Source organism: Streptomyces sp. NPDC031265 (assembly GCF_055570295.1).
In genome coordinates this window covers 146,012-163,474 of record NZ_JBVIHM010000008.1, presented here as the reverse complement: position 1 = coordinate 163,474, position 17,463 = coordinate 146,012, and the positions used below count along the sequence as shown (strand labels likewise).

The window sequence follows — 17,463 nt, the reverse complement described above, 5'->3', positions numbered from 1 at the left end:
CACCTCTCGGACCCTTAGAAGGACAGCGAACAGATGAGTCTCCAGCCGGGTGACGCCCTCACCTCACACAACTTCGGTCTCCAGATCGACGGCGTGATGGTCGAATACCTCGCCGAGGTCAGCGGCCTCACCCTCGAACAGGAGGTCATCAGGTACCCGCAGAACAACGGCGCGACGGGAAAGAACGAGATAGCCCTGCTGCCCGGTACGCAGAAGGACGGGCAGTGCACCGTCGTGCGCGGTATGACGCAGTCGGCTTCCTTCACCCAGTGGATCAACGACTCCATCAACGGCCGGATGTCCACGGCCCGCAAGAACGCCTCCATCATCATGATGGACTTCGAGGACAACCCGGTGAAGCGCTACAACCTGCGCAACGCCTGGTGCAGCAAGATCGACACGAGTGCGGTGAAGGCCGGCGAGGCCGCCGCGCTGACCGAGACCATCACCATCGTCTTCGAAGAACTGGTCATCGAATAATGCGGCGTACGACGGCCACAGCGCCGGCCGCCGCACCCATGAACGCGGCGGCGGGAGCGGACTACGCCCAGTCGGCTCCCGCCGCCGCATCCCCCGAGCGGCAACCGGCCGAGACGGTGCAACGGGACGAGATGCGCACCGAGTTCCCCTTCGAGTTGCCGCGCGGGTACGTCGACGAGTCGGGCACCGTGCACCGGGACGGGGTGATGCGCCTGTCCACGGCACGGGACGAACTCGTCCCGCTGCGCGATGTGCGCGTCCAGGAGAACCCGGCGTATCTGTCGGTGGTGCTGCTCGGCCGGGTCATCACCCGCCTCGGCACGCTGGCGATGGTGCACGACGGGATCGTGGAGAACATGTTCGCCTCCGACCTGGCGTTCCTGCAGGACTTCTACCGCCAGATCAACGCGGAGGGCCACACCCGGGCAGCCGTCCGGTGCCCGCACTGCTCGGAGCAGTTCGAAGTGGAACTCGGCGGGAGCCGCCTGGGGGAATCGTGACGTACGCGACCGACCGGCTGCACGAGGAGGTCGCGTACGTCGCCTACCACTTCCACTGGAGCCTGGAGGCGATCCTGGACCTGGAGCACCACGACCGCCGCCGGTACACGGAACAGATCGCGTCTTTGGTGACGCGCGGCGCGGCGGAGGGCTGAGCGGTGGGATTCCTGGACCGGCTGCGGGCGCGCCGGAACGAGCGCGGGGAGGGTGCCGGCGGGGACGAAGGCGGTCCCGGTGCAGTCGTGAGTGCGGGCGCGGGCGTGGCGACGGGCTCCGGCCCGGACCCGGTCCGCGGCCCGGCGCGCCCGGACGCGCCCGTGCCCGCGGTCGCCGCGGCCTGGCCGCACATGCCGCAGATCCAGCGGGCGGTGGGCGGTACGCGTGCGGGGGTCGTGGACGCGGGGTTCGGCGGACGGCTGCCGACGTGGCAGGACCCGTCGTTCACGGCAGCCCCGTCCCCGGCCGTTCTGGACCCGGCGGCGGGCGACAGCCTGCTCTCGGGCGCGTTCACGGGCTCGACGCGGTCCCCGGTGGGTCCCGAACAGCCCACGCGGGCAGGTCTGTTGGGATCGCCCACCGGTGGTCCGGTGGCCCAGCGGATGCCGGTCGCGCCGCTGAGGTCGGTACCCGCGTCGAGCGCGCCGCCGTCCGCGCCCACGGCGGTGGGGCCGGGTGCGGTCGCCGCACCCACGCCCCGCTCCACAGCCCCCTCTCGGTCGGTCCAGCGGGCGACGCACCCCCCGCATGCCGCTGCACCCACAACGCTGGTGAACACGCCGGCCCGGGCCGCCCGAGGCATTAGCGCGACACCCGTGCCGTCCGCCCCGCCCAGGCCCCGGCCCTCTCTGACCAAGGCTCCGGTCGAGGCGGCGGCCGTACAGCGCCGCGCCCTGCCCGCCACCCGCCGGACCACGGGCACCGAGCCGAGGCCCTCCGCAGGGGCGCAGCCCTCCACCGACGACGACGACCGAACCGGCCCGGCCTCGCCGCAGCCTGTCCCCGTCGAGCCTGCGACGGGATCGTCCCCGCCCCGTGCATCCGCGCCCGCCGGTGACCCGGCGGGGGCCGGTCGGCCGGTACAGCGTGCGGTGTCTGCGCAGGGCTCCGGACCCGCGTCCACGGTTCGTCGTTCCGATGCCGCTGGTCCTGGTCCGGTACGTACGGCGAGTCCGTCCGGCGACCGGACTGCGCTTGACGCCGGAGCGCGTAGCTCTCCAGCTGCCCCGGTATCGGGTGGGGTGCCCCCGCGTGCACCCGCACCGACCGAGCGCGGCTCGCGTCCCGATGCGGTGTCCGGGGCGCATCCGCCCGGCGCCGCAGTGCAGCGTGCGGTGCCCGGGCGCGGGTCCGCGCCGACCGAGCCCGGCGCTCGTCCCGCCCCGATACGCCCCGCGACCCCGCCCGAATGGGGTGCGGCGTCTGCCCCCAACACCCTCACGGCGACCGGCAAGCCGGTCGTACAGCGGGCGTCTTCGGCGCAGAGCCCCGCCTCAACCGCCCGGCCCGGGCCTGCCGTCACGTCCGACCCCCGCCCCTCCCCGGAGTCCGGTCGCACGCCAACGAGTGGGCCCACGACCGGCCTTGACCGCGCGCTGCCCAACAGCGACCGCGCCGCCCGGGCCGTCGACCGGTCGGCGCCCGCGCCCGGCGCCGACCTGACGACCAGCACGTTGCGGCGAGGAGCAGCGCCGCGGCCCGACCGTCCTGCTGCCGTCCCCGGGAAGCCCGCCGAAAGTGGTGGCGGTGACGCCAACTCCTTCGACGGGGGCCGGGGTGCGCGTGACAGCGGTGTCCCGGCCGGTGGAGGGCCCGGCACGTCGCCCGCGCGGCTGCCGTCCGCGCCGGTCCAGCGGGCCGTGTCCCCGCAGGCGTCTGCGGCGAGCTCCAGCGGGGGAGCGATGCCCGGCGCCGACCGACCGTCCGGCACCGAGCATTCGTCGCCCGGCCCCGCTGGTGCCCGGCGTCAGCCCGCTCCCGCCCCCCCGCCGATGCGCACCGCCGCCGACGCGTCTGCGGCGCAGCTGCCTCCGGTGCCGCCCTCGGTGAACGCGCCGTCCAGCGACGGCCGTTCGACCCACCTGGCCGGCGCGAAGGACGCCGCGCCGCGACAGGCGGCAGCCTCCGTTCGCCAACCGGAGACGAGGCAGCCCTCACCGGCACCGGCACCGGCGCAGGCGCGCCGCACGCCGTCCGCACCGGGTCCGTCGACGTCCGGTACGGCGCGGCATTCGGGCGCTCCCGCCGTCCCTGCGGGCCCGGCGGCAACTCCGGTACCGCGCGCCACGGCGCGCCGGACCGCCGGACCCGCACGCCCCGCCGCCTCCCCGGCACCTGCGGTTCCGTCGTCGCTCCCGGGCGCCACCGCGTCCACTTCCAGCTTGCTGCCGGGACCGGCGACCGGGAACGCCGTCCCACGGCACTCCGCCGACTCCGCCTCCGTACACCAGGTCCAGCGCAGCACATCGGCACCCCGTGCGGGCCTCGGCGCTCCCGTCCTGTCGAGGCCGGCCGCGATCGGCCCGAGCCCGGCCCGTCAAGCCACCGCGCCCGCGAACCCGGCCCCGGCGCCCGCCCCGGGACCGGCCGCCGGCCCGGCCCGGCGCTCTCCGCTCGGTGCCCCGCTCACCACCCCGCCCGCCGACGCCGTGCCGCTCGCCGGTCGGCGTACGGCACCGGGCCCCGGTACCCGCAGCACCAACAGCGGTACACCCGTGCCGGTCCAGCGAACTGCCACGCCGACCACCGGCGGTGCGGTGCCGCCCCTGCCCCTCCCACCCACGCTCCCTTCGCAGGGCGCCGCCGCTTCCCCGCCCATGTCGCCACCGCCACCTGTCCACCAGGCCCCTGCCGCGCCCCCGGCTCCGGGACCCACCCCGGCACCCCGCGCACCCCTCCCCACGGTCCAGCGCGCACGCGGCACCCGTCCCGCGCTCCCCAAGGCCGTGCCCCTGCTCCGCCCGTCCGCGCCCGGTGCCGTCGGCACCCGGACCCCGTTGCCCGTCACCCGCCTCGATCCGCCCCCGCAGCCACCGCCTCACCCGCTCCACCCCGCCCCCGCACCGGCACCAAATGCCCAGGGGCCCGCGGGTGCCACGTCGATGCCCACGGTCCAGCGTCTGCCCGGCCGCAGCATCGGCGCGCTCGCCGCCGCCGCGGCGTCCACCGTGGCATCCACTCTGGACCACCTGCGGAGCTCCTCGACCGGCCATGCCCCATCAGCCGTCCCTCCGCCGCCGTACAGCCCGCCACCGGACGAGAACCCGGACGCGAGCCCGCCCCCGTACACGGCCGGCAACTCCGTGACGTCGTCGGCGACGGACCCGCCGCCCGCGTACACGGCGGTACCCGCGGGCGGGTTCGACCCGCGCGAGCTCACCGACTTCCAGCTCGACGAGCTGGTGCACCGGATCATCGGCCGCATCACCCGCCTCATCCGCACCGAAGTGCGCCTGGATCGCGAGCGGATCGGCCGGCTTCGCGACCCTCGCCCCTGACCGGGCAGCACATCAGCCAAAACGGCCTCGGCCACGACAGCACAGAAAGGCCCAACCCGATGCCCCGTCAGGACCCGGGCTCCACCATCTGGTTCACCCTCGCCATCGACGGCGAGAGCCTCGGCTACTTCAACGGGTGTCAGGGACTCTCCTCGCAGGTGGAGATCGAGCACCGGCAGGAGGGCGGTAACAACGGCTTCGTCTGGGCGCTGCCCACCCGCGTCACCTTCTCCACCATCCGGCTGACCCGCCCCCTCACCCCGGACACCACGAAGGTCGCCAAGTGGATCTCCTCCGTGCAGACCGGGATCAAGCGGCCCACCGCCCAGATCGCGGCGCTGCGGGCGGACGGGTCGGAGGTCGCCCGCTGGGGGCTGATCGACGTCCTGCCGGTCAGCTGGACGGGGCCGACCCTCGACCCGGCGAGTCCCGCCGTCGCCACGGAGGTGCTGGAGATCGCCCACCACGGCTTCACCGACTGACGGCGGCCCGGCGCCCGCAGGACGAAGGACCCAGAGGAAGAGAGCATGGCCAAGAGCAGCAAGAGCGCGGGCAGTAAGGGCGCGGGCAAGAGCCTCGTACGCGCCTCCCTCGCCATCCACGAGCCCCCGCTCGGCACCAGCACCACACCCGGCGGACTCATCGAGACGTTCGACTTCGACTTCAACCCCGCGCAGCTGTCCCTCAGCCGCGGGGCCCAGTGGAAGGTGACGACGGCGCCTGCCGTACGGGACGGAACCAAACCGGAGTTCATGGGCCCCGATCCGCTCGCGATGACCGTCGAGATCTTCCTGGACTCCTCCGGTGATCCGACCGGCGACACGGTCCTGAAGAAGGTGGATACGCTGCTGAGCTGCTGCGAAACCACGGACAAGAGCATTTACGCCGACCAGCCGTCACCGCCCTGGGTGGTCTTCGAGTGGGGGGCGTTCTCCACGGCCCGGTTCACCGCGTACGTCTCCTCCGTCGAAGCCTCCTACACGCTGTTCGGCACCACCGGTGTTCCCATCCGCGCCACGTGCCAGATGCGGCTGCACGAGATCCCCTCCAAGACGAAGCGACAGAACCCGACCTCGGGCGCGCTCACCGTGCGGCGTGTGCACAGGGTGGTCGCCGGGGACACACTGCCGTCGCTGGCGTGGCGCGAATACGGAGACGCCACCGTCTGGCGTGCGATCGCCGAGGCGAACGCCATCGACGACCCGTCCCGGCTCGGATCCGGCACCGAACTCGTCCTGCCGGCCGCCGAGGAGGTGCGCCGCTGATGGTGCGGCCCGCCTTCTCCACCCTCATGCGCGTCACCATCGGCGGCGTGGACCTGCCGCCGGACATGGCCCTGTTGCTCGTCGACGGCTGGGTCGACCAGGGGGCCGGTGTGCCCGCCGCGTTCCGGCTCACCTTCCGAGACCCCGCCCGGCTGGTCCTCGACCAACTGAAGGTGCAGTTCGGCACCGAGGTGGTCCTGACTCCGATCGCCGACGGCCAGGGGACCGGTGACCCGTTGCTGACCGGGGAGGTGACCGGTCTGGAGGCCGACTACGAGGGCACCGGAACCTTCACCGTCATCCGCGGCTACGACTACGGCCACCGTCTGATGCGCCAGCGCCGGGTCGTCGCCTACCGCAATCAGCTGGCGTCCGACATCGCCCGCACGCTCGCCGTCCAGGACGGGGTCCGCATCGGCCGGATCCAGCCGACGAGCACGCTGTACGAGTTCATCAGCCAGCCCAACGTCACCGACTGGGACTTCCTCGCCCGGCTCGCCGACGAGAACAAAATGGTCATGTCGCTGGATGCCAAGGGGCGTTTTCAGTTCGTCAAGCCGAAGGCGTCCTCCGGTGCTCCCTCGCCAGAGACCGACAGCGACACGAGTCCGTTCGTCCTGCGGGCCGGCCGCGACATCCTGCGGCTGCGGGCCGCGGTCACCGCGGCCGACCAGGTGGGCAAGGTCGAGTCGCGCGGCTGGAACGTCACCACCAAGAAGAAGATCAAGGAGATCCAGAACGTCAGCACCGACACGAGCATCGGCATCGGCATCACCCCCGGCCGGATCGCGAAGAAGTTCAAGGCCGCCAGGCTCGTCGAGACCGGTGTGCCCTACGACAAGCAGGGCGAGGTCCGGCACGCCGCCGACGCCCTCGCCGCCGACGTCACCTCGTCGTTCGCCGAGCTGGAGGTGGCCGTCCGCGGCAACCCCAAGCTGCGGCCCGGCGTGCCGGTGGCCCTCGCCCGTGTCGGCAGGCCCTTCGAGGGCAAGTACACCGCCACCTCGGTACGGCACGTCTTCGGCGACGGCAAGCACTACGAGTCGTGGGTGACCGTCAGTGGACGCCAGTGGCGCTCCCTGTACGGACTGGCGTCCGGCGGGTCGGGCGCGGACGCAGCGGGGGCGCGGCTGCCCGGCGTCGTCAACGCCGTCGTCACCGACGTACAGGACCCGCTTGAGCAGGGCAGGGTCAAGCTCACCTTCCCCTGGCTCGACGACGCCTACGTCAGCGACTGGGCGCGCAGCGTGCAGCTGGGCGGCAAGGGCGGCGGCGGTGTCTTCCCCATGGACGTGGGCGACGAGGTGCTCGTCGCCTTCGACCGGGGCGCCCTGGACCACCCCTTCGTGATCGGCGGGCTCTACAACGGCCGCGACAAACCGACCGTGGTGAGCGACGTGCCCCTGCACCACGGGCTGAAGAAGCAGGCCACCAGGCACACCCTGTCCGACCGCAAGGGCAACCGCGTCGACCTGCTCAGTCAGCAGAGCGGCGGACGCACGCAGGGCGTGCGGATCGCCACCGGCAACGACAAGCTGACCGTCTACCTCGACCGCACCAAGACCGAGATCACCGTGGACAGCGCGGGTGCCGTCACCATCAAGGGCGGGCGTTCGGTGTCGGTCGAGGCGGGCACCGACCTCACGCTCAGCGCCCGGCGCAACCTGACCATCAAGAGCGGTGGAAGCCTCAGCATCCAGGGCGCCGGCCTGGTCAACCTCAGGTCCCTCGGTGGCATGGTCGGCGTCTCCGCGATGGGCCTCGTCGATGTCAAGGCAGGCGGCGCCGCGATGTTCACCGCCGGCGCCGGTTTGATGATCAACTCCACCGCCAACGTCGGCATCCGTGCCGCCACGCTCATGCTCCAGGGCGCGCTGATGGTGAACAGCAAGCCCTACCCCTTCTCATGACAGCGACTCGATCGATTCCCAGGAAAGAGAGGGTGGTTCTCTGATGGCCGAACAGTTCGTCGGCTCCGGCTGGGCGTTTCCCCTGCGCATCGGGCCCACCGGCGGCATCGCCTTGGTCACCGGCGAGCGCGAGGTGGAGGAGGCCATCCGGCTCGTGCTGGCCACCTCGCCCGGGGAGCGGCCGATGCGCCCAGAGTTCGGCTGCGCCATCCACGACCTGGTCTTCGCCCCGGTCAACGAACAGACCGCGGGCCGCATCCAGCACGAGGTCCTGGTCAGCCTCGACCGCTGGGAGCCGCGCATCGACGTCCGTGACGTGGAGGTCACCGCCGGCGCCGATCAGAGCGTGCTGTACATCGACGTCCGCTACGAGATCCGCGGCACCAACAACCCGCGCAGCCTCGTCTTCCCGTTCTACGTCATTCCCTCCCACGAGGAGCCCGGAGCGCCGAGCCCCTTGGACGGTCCCGGTGGACCGGCCGGCCCCGGCACCCTGCCCGAAAGCGACCACTGATGTCCCTGCCCTCGCCCAACCTCGACGACCGCCGCTTCCAGCAGTTCGTCGACGACGCCAAGCGCTACATCCAGCAACGTGCCCCCGAGTGGACCGACCACAACGTCTCAGACCCGGGTGTCACCCTGGTCGAGACGGTCGCCCACATGGCCGACCAGATCGTCTACCGCCTCAACCGGGTCCCGGAGAAGAACCACCTCGCCTTCCTCGATCTGGTCGGCATCACCCTCTTCCCGCCGGCCCCGGCCCGTACCGACGTCACCTTCTGGCTGTCCGCACCGCAGGAGGAGCCCATCTCCGTGCCGGTGGGCACCGAGGTCTCCACCACGCGCACCGAACGCGACGAAGCCGTCGTCTTCGCCACCGAGCGCGACCTGACGGTTGTCCCGTGCTCGCTGGGCCACCTGGTGGTCCAGCACCACGGCGAGCCCGTCTCCGACCGCACCGCCGACCTCGTCGAGGGCAGGGACCTGCCGTGCTTCGCCGAGTCACCCCGGCCGGGCGACTGCCTGCTCCTGGGTCTCACCGCCGCCGTCCCGCACTGCGCCCTCGCACTCGAACTCGACAGCCGCGTGGACGGCGTCGGCGTCGACCCCCGCCAGCCCCCGCTGGTATGGGAGGCGTGGACCGAGGACGGCTGGCAGCCCTGCGAGGTCGACCGGGACGGTACCGGCGGCCTCAACCGCCCCGGCGACATCGTCCTCCACATCCCGGGCGGCCACGTCCTGTCCCGCACCGGCGGCAACGAAGCCGGCTGGGTGCGCTGCCGCGTCACCGACCCCCTGCCCGGCCAGCCCTTCTACACCACCACTCCCACCATCCGCTCCGCCGAGGCATACACCATCGGCGCCACCACCCGCGCCGTCCACGCCGAGACGGTGTACGACGAAGCCCTCGGCGAATCCACCGGCCTGCCCGGCCAGCGCCTGCGCCTGGCCCAGGCCCCTGTCGTCGCCGACGATCCGCCCCTGCTGCTCCAGACCGCCGCACACGACGGATGGCAGGACTGGCATGTCGTCCCCCACTTCGCCGCCTCCCGCCCCGACGACCGCCACATCACCCTCGACGCCGCCACCGGCGAGATCGCCTTCGGCCCCACCGTCCGCGAACCCGACGGCACCCTGCGCCAGTACGGCACCGTCGCCCCCAAGGGCGCCGTCATCCGCGCCCGGCGCTACCGCACCGGCGGCGGCCGTTCCGGCAACGTGGCCCGCGGCGCCGTCCAAGTGCTGCGCACCTCCATCCCGTACGTCGCCGAAGTCGTCAACCGCGAGGCCGCCCGCGGCGGTGTCGACGGCGAGACGGTCGAGGAAGCCAAGCTCCGGGCCCCCATCACCCTGCGCGCCCAGGACCGCGCCGTCACCCTGCGCGACTACGAGGAACTCGCCCGCCGCGCCGCCCCCGAGACCGCCCGTATCACCTGCCTGGAGGGCGAGGAGGGCGAACACGGCGCCTACGCGGTACGCGTCGTGGTCGTCCCGCAGGCCGTCCCCGACCCCGGCGGACGGCTCCGCTTCGAACAACTCGTACCCGGCGACGACCTGCTCGCCCGCATCACCCGACACCTCGACGAACGCCGCCTCATCGGCACCCGCCTCGCCGTCGGCCCGCCCTACTACCAAGGCGTCACCGTCGTCGCCACCGTCCACGCCTTCCGCAGCACCGACACCGACCGCGTACGCCGCCGGGCCCACGACGCCCTCTACCGTCACCTGGACCCGCTCACCGGCGGCGCCGACGGGCGAGGCTGGCCCTTCGGCCGCCCGGTCCAGTCCGGCGAGGTCTTCGCTGTACTACAACGCGTCCCCGGCGTCGAACTCGTCGACGAAGTCGTCCTGCACCCCGCCGACCCCCTCACCGGCAAACGCGGCGACCCCACCGACCGTATCGACCTCGACGCCCCGTCCCTCGTCTTCTCCTACGACCACCGCGTCCGCGTCATCGGGGACGCAACATGACCGGCGGCAGGGGCTCCATCGACGGCCTGGGTTCCTCCGCCCCCATCGGCGCGATGCTCCCGGCCGTGTTCGCCGACGACGACCTCGCCCAGCGCTTCGTCGCCGGACTCGACGACGTCCTCGCCCCCATCCTCAACGTCCTCGACTGCCTCGACACCTACTTCGACCCCGCCCTGACGCCCGCCGACTTCGCCCGGTGGCTCGGCACCTGGGTCGGCGCCGAGACCGACGGCACCGAACCCGAACCCCGACTGCGCACCGCCGTTGCCGCCGCCGCCCATCTGCACCGCGTACGCGGCACCAGGCGGGGCCTCGAAGAGGCGGTGCGACTCGTGTTCGGCGTCACGCCCGACATCACCGAGAGCGGCGGCGCCGCCTGGAACGCGCGCCCCCGCGGCCCGTTCCCGGGCACCCCGCGCCCCCACCTCCACATCACCCTGCGGCTGCCCGACCCCGCCCCGGCCGACACCCACCGCCTGGACGCCCTCGTCGCCGCCGCCCGCCCCGCCCACATGCCCTACACCATCGAAGTAACCACCGCTGAAAGGACACCGCAGCGATGACCACCCAGCACTGCGCCGAGTGCGGAACCCGCGCGGAACCGGGCCAGTCCTTCTGCGACTCCTGCGGCGCCGTACTCGGCTGGGACCGGGCAGGTGCCCGCACACCCAGCCCCGCGACCGCCGCCGCCCCTCGGGACACCGTCGACCAGCCTGGCCCGCGCGGCAGCGCCCCGGCACCTGCCCATGAGCGGAACGATGCCGATACGACGGCCGATGCGACCAACTACGGACGCGACCGCCCCTCCACCGTCGACAACACACCGCACCAGGCCCACCCGCACCGCCCCGATCGGACCCCGGCTTCCGCGAGCGCACCGGACCAGGACACCGACGGGTCACCGCGCGCTCACGGCACCCCCGCCGCGCACGATGCGGGCGACACCGCCCCCACCGTCCCGGTCGCCCCCGTACCGTCATCGGGCACCGACGACAGCGCGCCGCACAGTGTCAGCGACCGCGCCCGCTCGCTGCTCGTCCCCGTCGCCGACCCGGACGCCTCCAGCCCCGCCCCACCTCCCGCCGTCGCCCCCGTCCTGCCCGGCCGCCCCGATGCCAACCGTCCACAGGTCCGCGCCCCCGAGCACCACCAGGACACAGGCAACGGGCCGCCCTGCCCCTGGTGCGCCACCCCCAACCGCACCGACCGCCACTTCTGCGCTCGCTGCGCGATGTCCCTCACCGCCGACGCCGCCGCACAGCCCCCGGGCCGCCGCCCCTGGTGGCGCCGGCTCTTCGACCGGCAACGGGACACCCCCTGGGCCGGTGAACGGCCCCCGCTGCGCCGCGTGTTCGACCGCATCGGCACCTGGGCCGCCGCCGCGGTCGCCCTGACCCTCGTCGTCCTCGCCATCCTCTACGTCCCGGGCGGCGTCCACGCAGGGCGCGACCACTTCGCCAAGCGCGCCCCGGTCGCCCCGGACGCCGTACGGGCCTCACGCTCCTACCCCGGGCACCAACCGCTGCTCGCCTTCGACAAGCGGAGCAACACCTGGTGGGGTCCTGGCGTCTCACAGTCCGGCCAGGGAGAGTGGCTCGAAGTCACCTTCTCCGAGCCCACCCGCCTCCTGGACGTGATCATCACCCCCGGCGTCTCCGCCCGCGCCGAGAAGCTGGGCGAATCGGCGCTGCCGCACCGCATCAAGGCGACGGTGACGACGAAGGACGGAAAGACCACGACCCGCGACATCACCCTCGATCAGGGCGCGGGCGGTCAGCGCCGCCCCTTCCGCGTCGGTGAGGCCGTCAGGGTCCGCCTCACCATCGAGTCGGCCTACGCGGTCTCCGGCGACAAGCAGGTCGCCCTCGCGGAAGTCGAGTTCTTCGGCCGCTCCAGCTCGAACGGCGTCTGACCAGGGCGCGATCGCAGCAGCGGACCGGCTCCGCAGCCCTCAACCCGCTCCCTGACCGGGAGCGGGAAGAGGGCCCTGCGAGATCGGCCTTTGGAACCAGGCGACGTCCCAGAACTTTCCGAACTTGCGCCCGACTTCCCGGTACACCCCGACGGGCTGGAAACCGAACCCCAGATGGAGCCGCTCCGACGCCTCGTTGGGCAGGGCTATTCCGGCGAGGGCCTGGCGTACGTCCTCTTGCTCCAGCACCTCGAAGAGCGAGGTGTACAGCAGGCTGCCGACACCGCGCCCCACCTGCTCGGGGGCCACGTAGACACTGGTCTCGACAGAGGTGGAGTACGCCGGCTTCGGCCGGAACGCGCTGCTGGTCGCGTACCCGAGGACCTTTCCACCCTCCTCGGCCACGAGAAGCCGGTGCGGGCCGCGGTCCGGGTGGGACGCCAGCCACGGGCGGCGCTGCTCGACGGTGAACGGTTCGATGTCGAAGGTGATCGGGGTCGCGACGACGTAATGGTTGTAGATACGGGTCAACTCTTCCAGGTCGTCCTCGGTACCGGCCCGGACCTGCGTACCCACGGCTGCCCCATTCACCCTGATGCCCATCGGATGACGATAACCAGCGCAGATTACGCCCCTGTTTCCCTGCCGCACCGGAGGGTGGTCCACGGGCCGCACCCTCGCTGGTCAGGGTGAGCTCACGGACTTGGACCCGATGGTGGTGTGGCGCAGGCTTCGGAAGAAGGCCCCCGCTCCCCAGCACCGAAAAGGGAACCCGCGCCGAAGCCGACCAGATCCACCGGACAGGCCCTACTGACCGCCCGCACAGTGGGTGCAGCACCGCACAGCACCACGCAGCCGTGCGGCGACGTGCAACGGCTGTGCGGGCGCTGCTACGCGCGCCTGCGCGAGCCCTGGTGTCGACCCGCCTGCCGGGTCAGGCGGGTGAGGAGGTGATGGGACGACGGCAGCCCGGTGGACCATGGCGTTTTCTCGGGCGTCGGGCTCCCACCGCTGGCTTCCGCGCTGCCTTCCGCCCGGGTCTGCCGCGGGGCAGGTGGGTGATCGTCCGTCAAGCTCCGTTGTCAGTGCCTCCCCATAGTGTGGAGACATCACTCGGGAACATCGGAGGGGGAACAGAGGCATGTCCGCAAACAAGATCCAGCACAAGGTGAATCACGTCGCGCTCGTAGTGGACTGTTCGGGTTCCATGCACCAGCACCAGAGTCAACTCGTGCGCGTTGTGGACGAGTTCGTGGCGGGGTTGAAGGCAGAGTCGGACAGCCTCGGGCATGAGACCCGGATCAGTCTCTACTCCTTCGACCATAAGGTGGAGAACCTGGTCTGGGACATGGACGTGAAGCATCTGCCGTCCATGCGGGGTCTGTACAAGGTCAACAATGGCGCTACGGCCCTCATCGAAGCCTCTCTGAAGTCACTGGACGACCTGGGCCACATCTGGGAGGCGTACGGCGAGCACAGTTTCCTCCAGATCGTGGTGACGGACGGCGAGGAGAACGCCTCCGGCGGCGACCGGCGGCACGACGGCGACATGGCCATCCTCGGCCCCTGGCTCGACAAGATCGCGGCGAAGATGGGTGCGCTTCCGGGCCACTGGACTTCCGCGATCCTCGTTCCGAACTCCCTGGCGAAGCGGACCGCCCAGAACTACGGCTTCCCGGCCGGGAACATCGCCATCTGGGATGCGGATTCCCAGGAGGGTGTCGAGGAGGCGATCGGTACCGTGCGCGCTGCCGCCACCAGCTTCCTCCGTGGCCGCGAGCAGGGCGTGCGCGGCACGAAGAACCTGTTCGCGGTCGGCCAGGACATATCGGTCGACGACGTGCGGGCGAACCTCGAACCGGTCCCGGCCGACAAGTATCGACTCCTGAAGGTCGACACGGAGGTCGAGATTCGATCCTTCGTTGATTCGCATCCGGGTGTGACGTATGAGCGCGGGTCGTGCTACTACCAGCTGGGCACCCGGGTTCAGGTTCAGCCAGACAAGGAAGTCATCGTGGTCGAGAAGGACACTGACCGCGCCTACACGGGCGACGCGGCACGCAGTCTTCTGTTCGGCACGGGCATCCAGGGGACCGTATCCGTGAAGGCGGGGCGTAATCCCAAGCTGGAGGTATACGTGCAGAGTCGTTCGGTGAACAGGAAGCTCAAGCCGAAGACGCGTCTGCTCATCATGCTCTGAGATGCGCGAGAAGGGCGTAGAACAGATGGTCCAGGGCCAGTTGTGAAGGGTCGGCCAGGCGAGGTCCTCACCCGGTGTCGGTTCCCCGAGCACGGTCGTGCACGGCCTGACCGCCGTCCTGGCGGGAGATCAAGGCAATCGCCGCATCACCATGAGCGGCACCAACGCAACCGGCTGCCCACCCAGCCACTGGTCTCGGGCGTGGGCCCTCTGGCGACTGGTCGAGGAGACAGCCCATCCCCACGACGTCCGGCCCGCCTGCCATGTGGGCAGGCGGGCTGCCGAGCCGAGCGCCGAGCATTCGCCCTGCGTCTGTGCGTCCAGGTCAGCTGGATTCGATGGGGGAAGGGTTGATGATGGCGAATTTGCCGCCCTGCGGGTCCTGCACGACAGCCATCCGGCCGGCGGTCATGTCGAACGGTGGCCTGAGGACGTTGCCGCCGGCGCGGATCAGAGCTTCGATGGTGCTGTCGGTGTCGTCGACGGCGAAGTACGTCAGCCAGTGCGAGGGCGTGCCCGGCGGCATCTTGTCGAGCCCCTGCATCCCGGCGACGGTCCGCTCGTCCACTTCGAGGGCGGAGTAGCCGTCCTCGCCTTCCATGGGAGCCCTCGTGACGCCCAGGACGTTGGAGTAGAAGCTTGATGCGGCATCCGGGTCGCTGGTGTTCAGCTCGCTCCAGATGAACGCGCCGGGCTCGTTGACGACTTGGGCCCCGGCGAAGTCCCGGGCCTGCCAGAGGCCGAACACCGCGCCTGTGGGGTCGGCGGCGAGCGACATGCGGCCGAGCGTGAGCACATCCACGCCGGGCATGATCACGGTGCCGCCGTTGTCGGCGATTATCTTCTCGCTTGTGTCAGCGTTGGAAGCGGCGAGGTAGGTGGTCCACACGGTCGGCGGGGTGCGCCCGCCATCGGTCGATATCGCGGTGGCGATGCCGGCCACGGGCTTTCCGTTCAAGGTGCAGACGGCGTACCCGCCGGTCTCCGGCGCCCCCACCTCGCCCTGCCAGCCGAAGAGGTTGCGGTAGAAGTCGAGTGCCGCCTGCTGGTCGGGGACCATGAGGTCGACCCAGCAGGGAGTGCCGGGCCTGTAGGGGCTGTTGACATCGGGCATGAGCAGTCTCCGTAAGCTGATGGAGCGGAACGGAACGGAACGCGGAAGGGCATCGCAGCTCTGAGCAACCAATGATCTCTCCACCGGTGCGGCTCCCAAACCAGGAATCCAGGCACTGGGGGTGCCATGCGGACACACCAGCAGGCTGCGATACCCGAGGGACCGCTGCCGCCGAACGAAGGCGACTCAACGAAGCAACTCCCGGCGTCGAAGGAGAACGTGAAGCGGATCCGCCGCATCCGCAGCGCCATCTGGTTGCCCGAGAGCTGCCGGAGGGAGGGGGCAGGCCCCACCCTCAAGTGGGTGGCGTACTCCAGTGACGAGGCGCCTGCGGGTGCGCGAGGGTGATCGGTATGACATCAGGCTCACACCCCATCAGCGTGCCCGAACAACCCCGGACTCGACCGGCTGCCCGCAGACGTCATCAGCGCCTCATGGTGACGGCGTCCCTCCTGGCGATGACCGGCCTGGCGGCGACCGGCCTGGTCGGCACACTCGACCATGAAGCACACGCATCCGCCCGTACGACCGCTACTCCGCCGGCCGCGCCGGTCCACGCCGCTGCCGCCCCCGCCACCATAACCACGGCCGCGTCGTCCGCCGTCGGGAGCGGACCCCAGTCGCAGCGGCGCGCCCAACTGGACCGGCTGGCCCGGGAATTGGTGTCCGCCGGGGCGCCCGGCGTGATTGTCCGGGTGGACGACGGTCACGGCCGACCCGTCGAGATCACCGAACAGGCCTCCTGGACCAGGCCGGATCACCGGCTCAGGGCGGGGGACGAGTTCCGGATGGGCTCCAACACCAAGACCATGATGGCCACCCTCGTGCTGCAACTGGTCAGTGAGGGCAAGCTCGCTCTGACCGACGCGGTGGACACGTGGCTGCCGGGCCAGGTACCCAACGGCCGCGCGATCACGCTACGTATGCTGCTGAACCACACCAGCGGACTGTTCGACTACACCGAGGATCCCGCGGTCCTGCCCTCGATCATGGGCAAAGACCCGAAACGATGGACATCGGAGCAACTGCTCGCACTCGGCGTGCGGCACGATCCGCTCTTCGCGCCGGGCAGTTCATGGTCGTACAGCAACACCAACTACGCCGCGATCGGCGCCGTCCTGGAGAAGGCCACGGGCAACAGCCTGGCCGATCTGGTCCGTGACCGGATCGCCCGTCCGCTTCGCCTTGAGCACACCTACTACGCTGCGGACTCCGCCTGGCACGGCCCCCACACCCACGGCTACGAACCTGACGCGGCCCACATGCCGCCGGATGTGCCGGCCGGATTCAGGGACTATACCGGGGCGCACCGCGACGGTCATGTGGACGTCTCCGACAACAACCCCTCGTGGGGCGGCGCGGCCGGGGCCATGGTGTCCACCGCGTACGACTGGGGCCGGTTCTACACCGCGTTGATGTCCGGCGAGCTGCTGCCCGCCGCCCAGTTGGCCCAGATGCGCACCACCGTGCCGATCTTCCCGGACCAGCCGGACGGGCCCGGTTACGGGCTGGGCATCGAGACCGCAACGACCCCGTGCGGCACGGTGTGGGCACACGACGGCGGCATCCCCGGCTACCTCAGCACCAACGTCACCGACCCCACCGGCAGGCGCACGGCGACCGTGCTCGTTGCGACGGAGGCCTTCGCCGAGCACCCGGACGCTTTCCCCGAGCTAGCCAAAGCCGCCAAGATGCTGCAGACCGCGGCGATGTGCGCCATGTTCGACAAGCCGGCGCCGACCACTGCGCCGACTGCGGCTCCGACCGGCTGATCCTTTCCCCTGCACTTCCGGCCTGCCGGTCGTCGACGACAACTGGCCCGACGACCCCACCGCCGCGATGGGCCTCTTCCTCGGCGACGCCGTTCAGGCACTCCCGCGGCTGCGCGCCGCCTACGACCACGACCCGACGGACCTGTACCTGTACGACATCGGCGCGTACGCCGCGCGCGCCCTCGCCGAATCGCAGGACCGGCCCGTCATGCAGCTGTCCCCGACGTTCGTGGGCTGGGACGGCTACGACCAGGACGTCGCGGCACAGCTGTGGGGGGGGGGGGGGGGGGGGGGGGGGGGGGGGGGGGGGGGGGGGGGGGGGGGGGGGGGGGGGGCGAGTCGAA

At 71.5% G+C, this 17,463-nt stretch carries 16 protein-coding genes and 1 pseudogene; 14 read left to right on the top strand and 3 right to left on the bottom strand.

Annotation, left to right across the window (positions count from 1 at the left end; all coding sequences use genetic code 11):
- The first annotated feature begins 33 nt into the window (after positions 1 to 33).
- The 3 genes from ACZ499_RS15395 to ACZ499_RS15385 are packed head-to-tail and all read left to right on the top strand — an operon-like array spanning position 34 to position 1,135.
- Entirely contained in the window at positions 34 to 480 is a 447-nt protein-coding gene (locus tag ACZ499_RS15395) for a phage tail protein (RefSeq protein ID WP_468675283.1), read from the top strand.
- Positions 480 to 980, top strand: coding sequence for a hypothetical protein (locus tag ACZ499_RS15390; protein WP_468675281.1), 501 nt, complete (start codon positions 480 to 482; stop codon positions 978 to 980). Before ACZ499_RS15395 ends, ACZ499_RS15390 begins: the two co-directional genes overlap by 1 nt.
- Positions 977 to 1,135, top strand: coding sequence for a DUF6760 family protein (locus tag ACZ499_RS15385; RefSeq protein ID WP_180357046.1), 159 nt, complete (start codon positions 977 to 979; stop codon positions 1,133 to 1,135). The genes ACZ499_RS15390 and ACZ499_RS15385 overlap by 4 nt, the downstream gene beginning before the upstream one ends.
- Positions 1,136 to 2,943: 1,808 nt before the next feature.
- On the opposite strand, the gene ACZ499_RS15380 is transcribed toward ACZ499_RS15385, so the two are convergent.
- Positions 2,944 to 3,441, bottom strand: a complete 498-nt coding sequence (locus ACZ499_RS15380) for a hypothetical protein (RefSeq protein WP_468675279.1) — start codon at positions 3,439 to 3,441, stop codon at positions 2,944 to 2,946.
- Positions 3,442 to 4,078: 637 nt separating this feature from the next.
- Here ACZ499_RS15380 and ACZ499_RS15375 point away from each other — a divergent pair.
- From ACZ499_RS15375 to ACZ499_RS15340, 8 genes are read left to right on the top strand one after another with little or no spacing between them, the layout of a single operon-like run.
- Positions 4,079 to 4,474: an extensin gene (locus ACZ499_RS15375; protein WP_468675278.1), complete on the top strand. Its 396-nt coding sequence runs from the start codon at positions 4,079 to 4,081 to the stop codon at positions 4,472 to 4,474.
- A gap of 59 nt (positions 4,475 to 4,533) precedes the next feature.
- On the top strand, positions 4,534 to 4,956 hold the full coding sequence (locus tag ACZ499_RS15370) for a phage tail protein (RefSeq protein ID WP_468675276.1): 423 nt from the start codon (positions 4,534 to 4,536) through the stop codon (positions 4,954 to 4,956).
- 45 nt (positions 4,957 to 5,001) lie between these two features.
- Positions 5,002 to 5,739, top strand: coding sequence for a CIS tube protein (locus ACZ499_RS15365; RefSeq protein WP_468675274.1), 738 nt, complete (start codon positions 5,002 to 5,004; stop codon positions 5,737 to 5,739).
- Positions 5,739 to 7,649 carry a VgrG-related protein gene (locus ACZ499_RS15360; protein ID WP_468675272.1) on the top strand — a complete coding sequence of 637 codons (1,911 nt, stop codon included), beginning with the start codon at positions 5,739 to 5,741 and terminating at the stop codon, positions 7,647 to 7,649. Before ACZ499_RS15365 ends, ACZ499_RS15360 begins: the two co-directional genes overlap by 1 nt.
- A 43-nt stretch (positions 7,650 to 7,692) precedes the next feature.
- Entirely contained in the window at positions 7,693 to 8,163 is a 471-nt protein-coding gene (locus tag ACZ499_RS15355) for a GPW/gp25 family protein (RefSeq protein ID WP_468675270.1), read from the top strand.
- Positions 8,163 to 10,121, top strand: coding sequence for a putative baseplate assembly protein (locus ACZ499_RS15350; protein WP_468675268.1), 1,959 nt, complete (start codon positions 8,163 to 8,165; stop codon positions 10,119 to 10,121). Before ACZ499_RS15355 ends, ACZ499_RS15350 begins: the two co-directional genes overlap by 1 nt.
- Positions 10,118 to 10,684, top strand: a complete 567-nt coding sequence (locus tag ACZ499_RS15345) for a phage tail protein (RefSeq protein WP_468675266.1) — start codon at positions 10,118 to 10,120, stop codon at positions 10,682 to 10,684. Before ACZ499_RS15350 ends, ACZ499_RS15345 begins: the two co-directional genes overlap by 4 nt.
- A complete protein-coding gene (locus ACZ499_RS15340) occupies positions 10,681 to 12,033 on the top strand; it encodes a zinc ribbon domain-containing protein (RefSeq protein WP_468675264.1) in 1,353 nt (450 codons plus the stop codon). Before ACZ499_RS15345 ends, ACZ499_RS15340 begins: the two co-directional genes overlap by 4 nt.
- A 39-nt stretch (positions 12,034 to 12,072) precedes the next feature.
- Here the strand turns inward: ACZ499_RS15340 and ACZ499_RS15335 are convergent, their stop codons facing one another.
- Positions 12,073 to 12,636: a GNAT family N-acetyltransferase gene (locus tag ACZ499_RS15335; protein ID WP_468675262.1), complete on the bottom strand. Its 564-nt coding sequence runs from the start codon at positions 12,634 to 12,636 to the stop codon at positions 12,073 to 12,075.
- A 538-nt stretch (positions 12,637 to 13,174) separates the two neighbouring features.
- Between ACZ499_RS15335 and ACZ499_RS15330 the strand changes: the two genes are divergently transcribed.
- Positions 13,175 to 14,233 (top strand): vWA domain-containing protein, encoded by a 1,059-nt coding sequence (locus tag ACZ499_RS15330; protein ID WP_385534642.1) that lies wholly within the window; start codon positions 13,175 to 13,177, stop codon positions 14,231 to 14,233.
- A gap of 325 nt (positions 14,234 to 14,558) precedes the next feature.
- Here the strand turns inward: ACZ499_RS15330 and ACZ499_RS15325 are convergent, their stop codons facing one another.
- A complete protein-coding gene (locus ACZ499_RS15325) occupies positions 14,559 to 15,347 on the bottom strand; it encodes a VOC family protein (protein ID WP_468675259.1) in 789 nt (262 codons plus the stop codon).
- A 434-nt stretch (positions 15,348 to 15,781) separates the two neighbouring features.
- Here ACZ499_RS15325 and ACZ499_RS15320 point away from each other — a divergent pair, with 434 nt between their 5' ends.
- Positions 15,782 to 17,119 (top strand): serine hydrolase domain-containing protein, encoded by a 1,338-nt coding sequence (locus ACZ499_RS15320; protein ID WP_468675257.1) that lies wholly within the window; start codon positions 15,782 to 15,784, stop codon positions 17,117 to 17,119.
- Between the two features lies 1 nt (position 17,120).
- Positions 17,121 to 17,394, top strand: a pseudogene (locus tag ACZ499_RS15315) (glycosyl transferase); the annotation flags it as partial.
- Between the last annotated feature and the right edge of the window lie 69 nt (positions 17,395 to 17,463).

Bases quoted from the DNA above. Each gene is read 5' to 3' on its own strand.
- ACZ499_RS15395 (WP_468675283.1), top strand. From the start codon at position 34: ATGAGTCTCCAGCCGGGTGACGCCCTCACCTCACACAACTTCGGTCTC.
- ACZ499_RS15390 (WP_468675281.1), top strand. From the start codon at position 480: ATGCGGCGTACGACGGCCACAGCGCCGGCCGCCGCACCCATGAACGCG.
- ACZ499_RS15375 (WP_468675278.1), top strand. From the start codon at position 4,079: ATGCCCACGGTCCAGCGTCTGCCCGGCCGCAGCATCGGCGCGCTCGCC.
- ACZ499_RS15370 (WP_468675276.1), top strand. From the start codon at position 4,534: ATGCCCCGTCAGGACCCGGGCTCCACCATCTGGTTCACCCTCGCCATC.
- ACZ499_RS15365 (WP_468675274.1), top strand. From the start codon at position 5,002: ATGGCCAAGAGCAGCAAGAGCGCGGGCAGTAAGGGCGCGGGCAAGAGC.
- ACZ499_RS15360 (WP_468675272.1), top strand. From the start codon at position 5,739: ATGGTGCGGCCCGCCTTCTCCACCCTCATGCGCGTCACCATCGGCGGC.
- ACZ499_RS15355 (WP_468675270.1), top strand. From the start codon at position 7,693: ATGGCCGAACAGTTCGTCGGCTCCGGCTGGGCGTTTCCCCTGCGCATC.
- ACZ499_RS15350 (WP_468675268.1), top strand. From the start codon at position 8,163: ATGTCCCTGCCCTCGCCCAACCTCGACGACCGCCGCTTCCAGCAGTTC.
- ACZ499_RS15345 (WP_468675266.1), top strand. From the start codon at position 10,118: ATGACCGGCGGCAGGGGCTCCATCGACGGCCTGGGTTCCTCCGCCCCC.
- ACZ499_RS15340 (WP_468675264.1), top strand. From the start codon at position 10,681: ATGACCACCCAGCACTGCGCCGAGTGCGGAACCCGCGCGGAACCGGGC.
- ACZ499_RS15335 (WP_468675262.1), bottom strand. From the start codon at position 12,636: ATGGGCATCAGGGTGAATGGGGCAGCCGTGGGTACGCAGGTCCGGGCC.
- ACZ499_RS15330 (WP_385534642.1), top strand. From the start codon at position 13,175: ATGTCCGCAAACAAGATCCAGCACAAGGTGAATCACGTCGCGCTCGTA.
- ACZ499_RS15325 (WP_468675259.1), bottom strand. From the start codon at position 15,347: ATGCCCGATGTCAACAGCCCCTACAGGCCCGGCACTCCCTGCTGGGTC.
- ACZ499_RS15320 (WP_468675257.1), top strand. From the start codon at position 15,782: ATGGTGACGGCGTCCCTCCTGGCGATGACCGGCCTGGCGGCGACCGGC.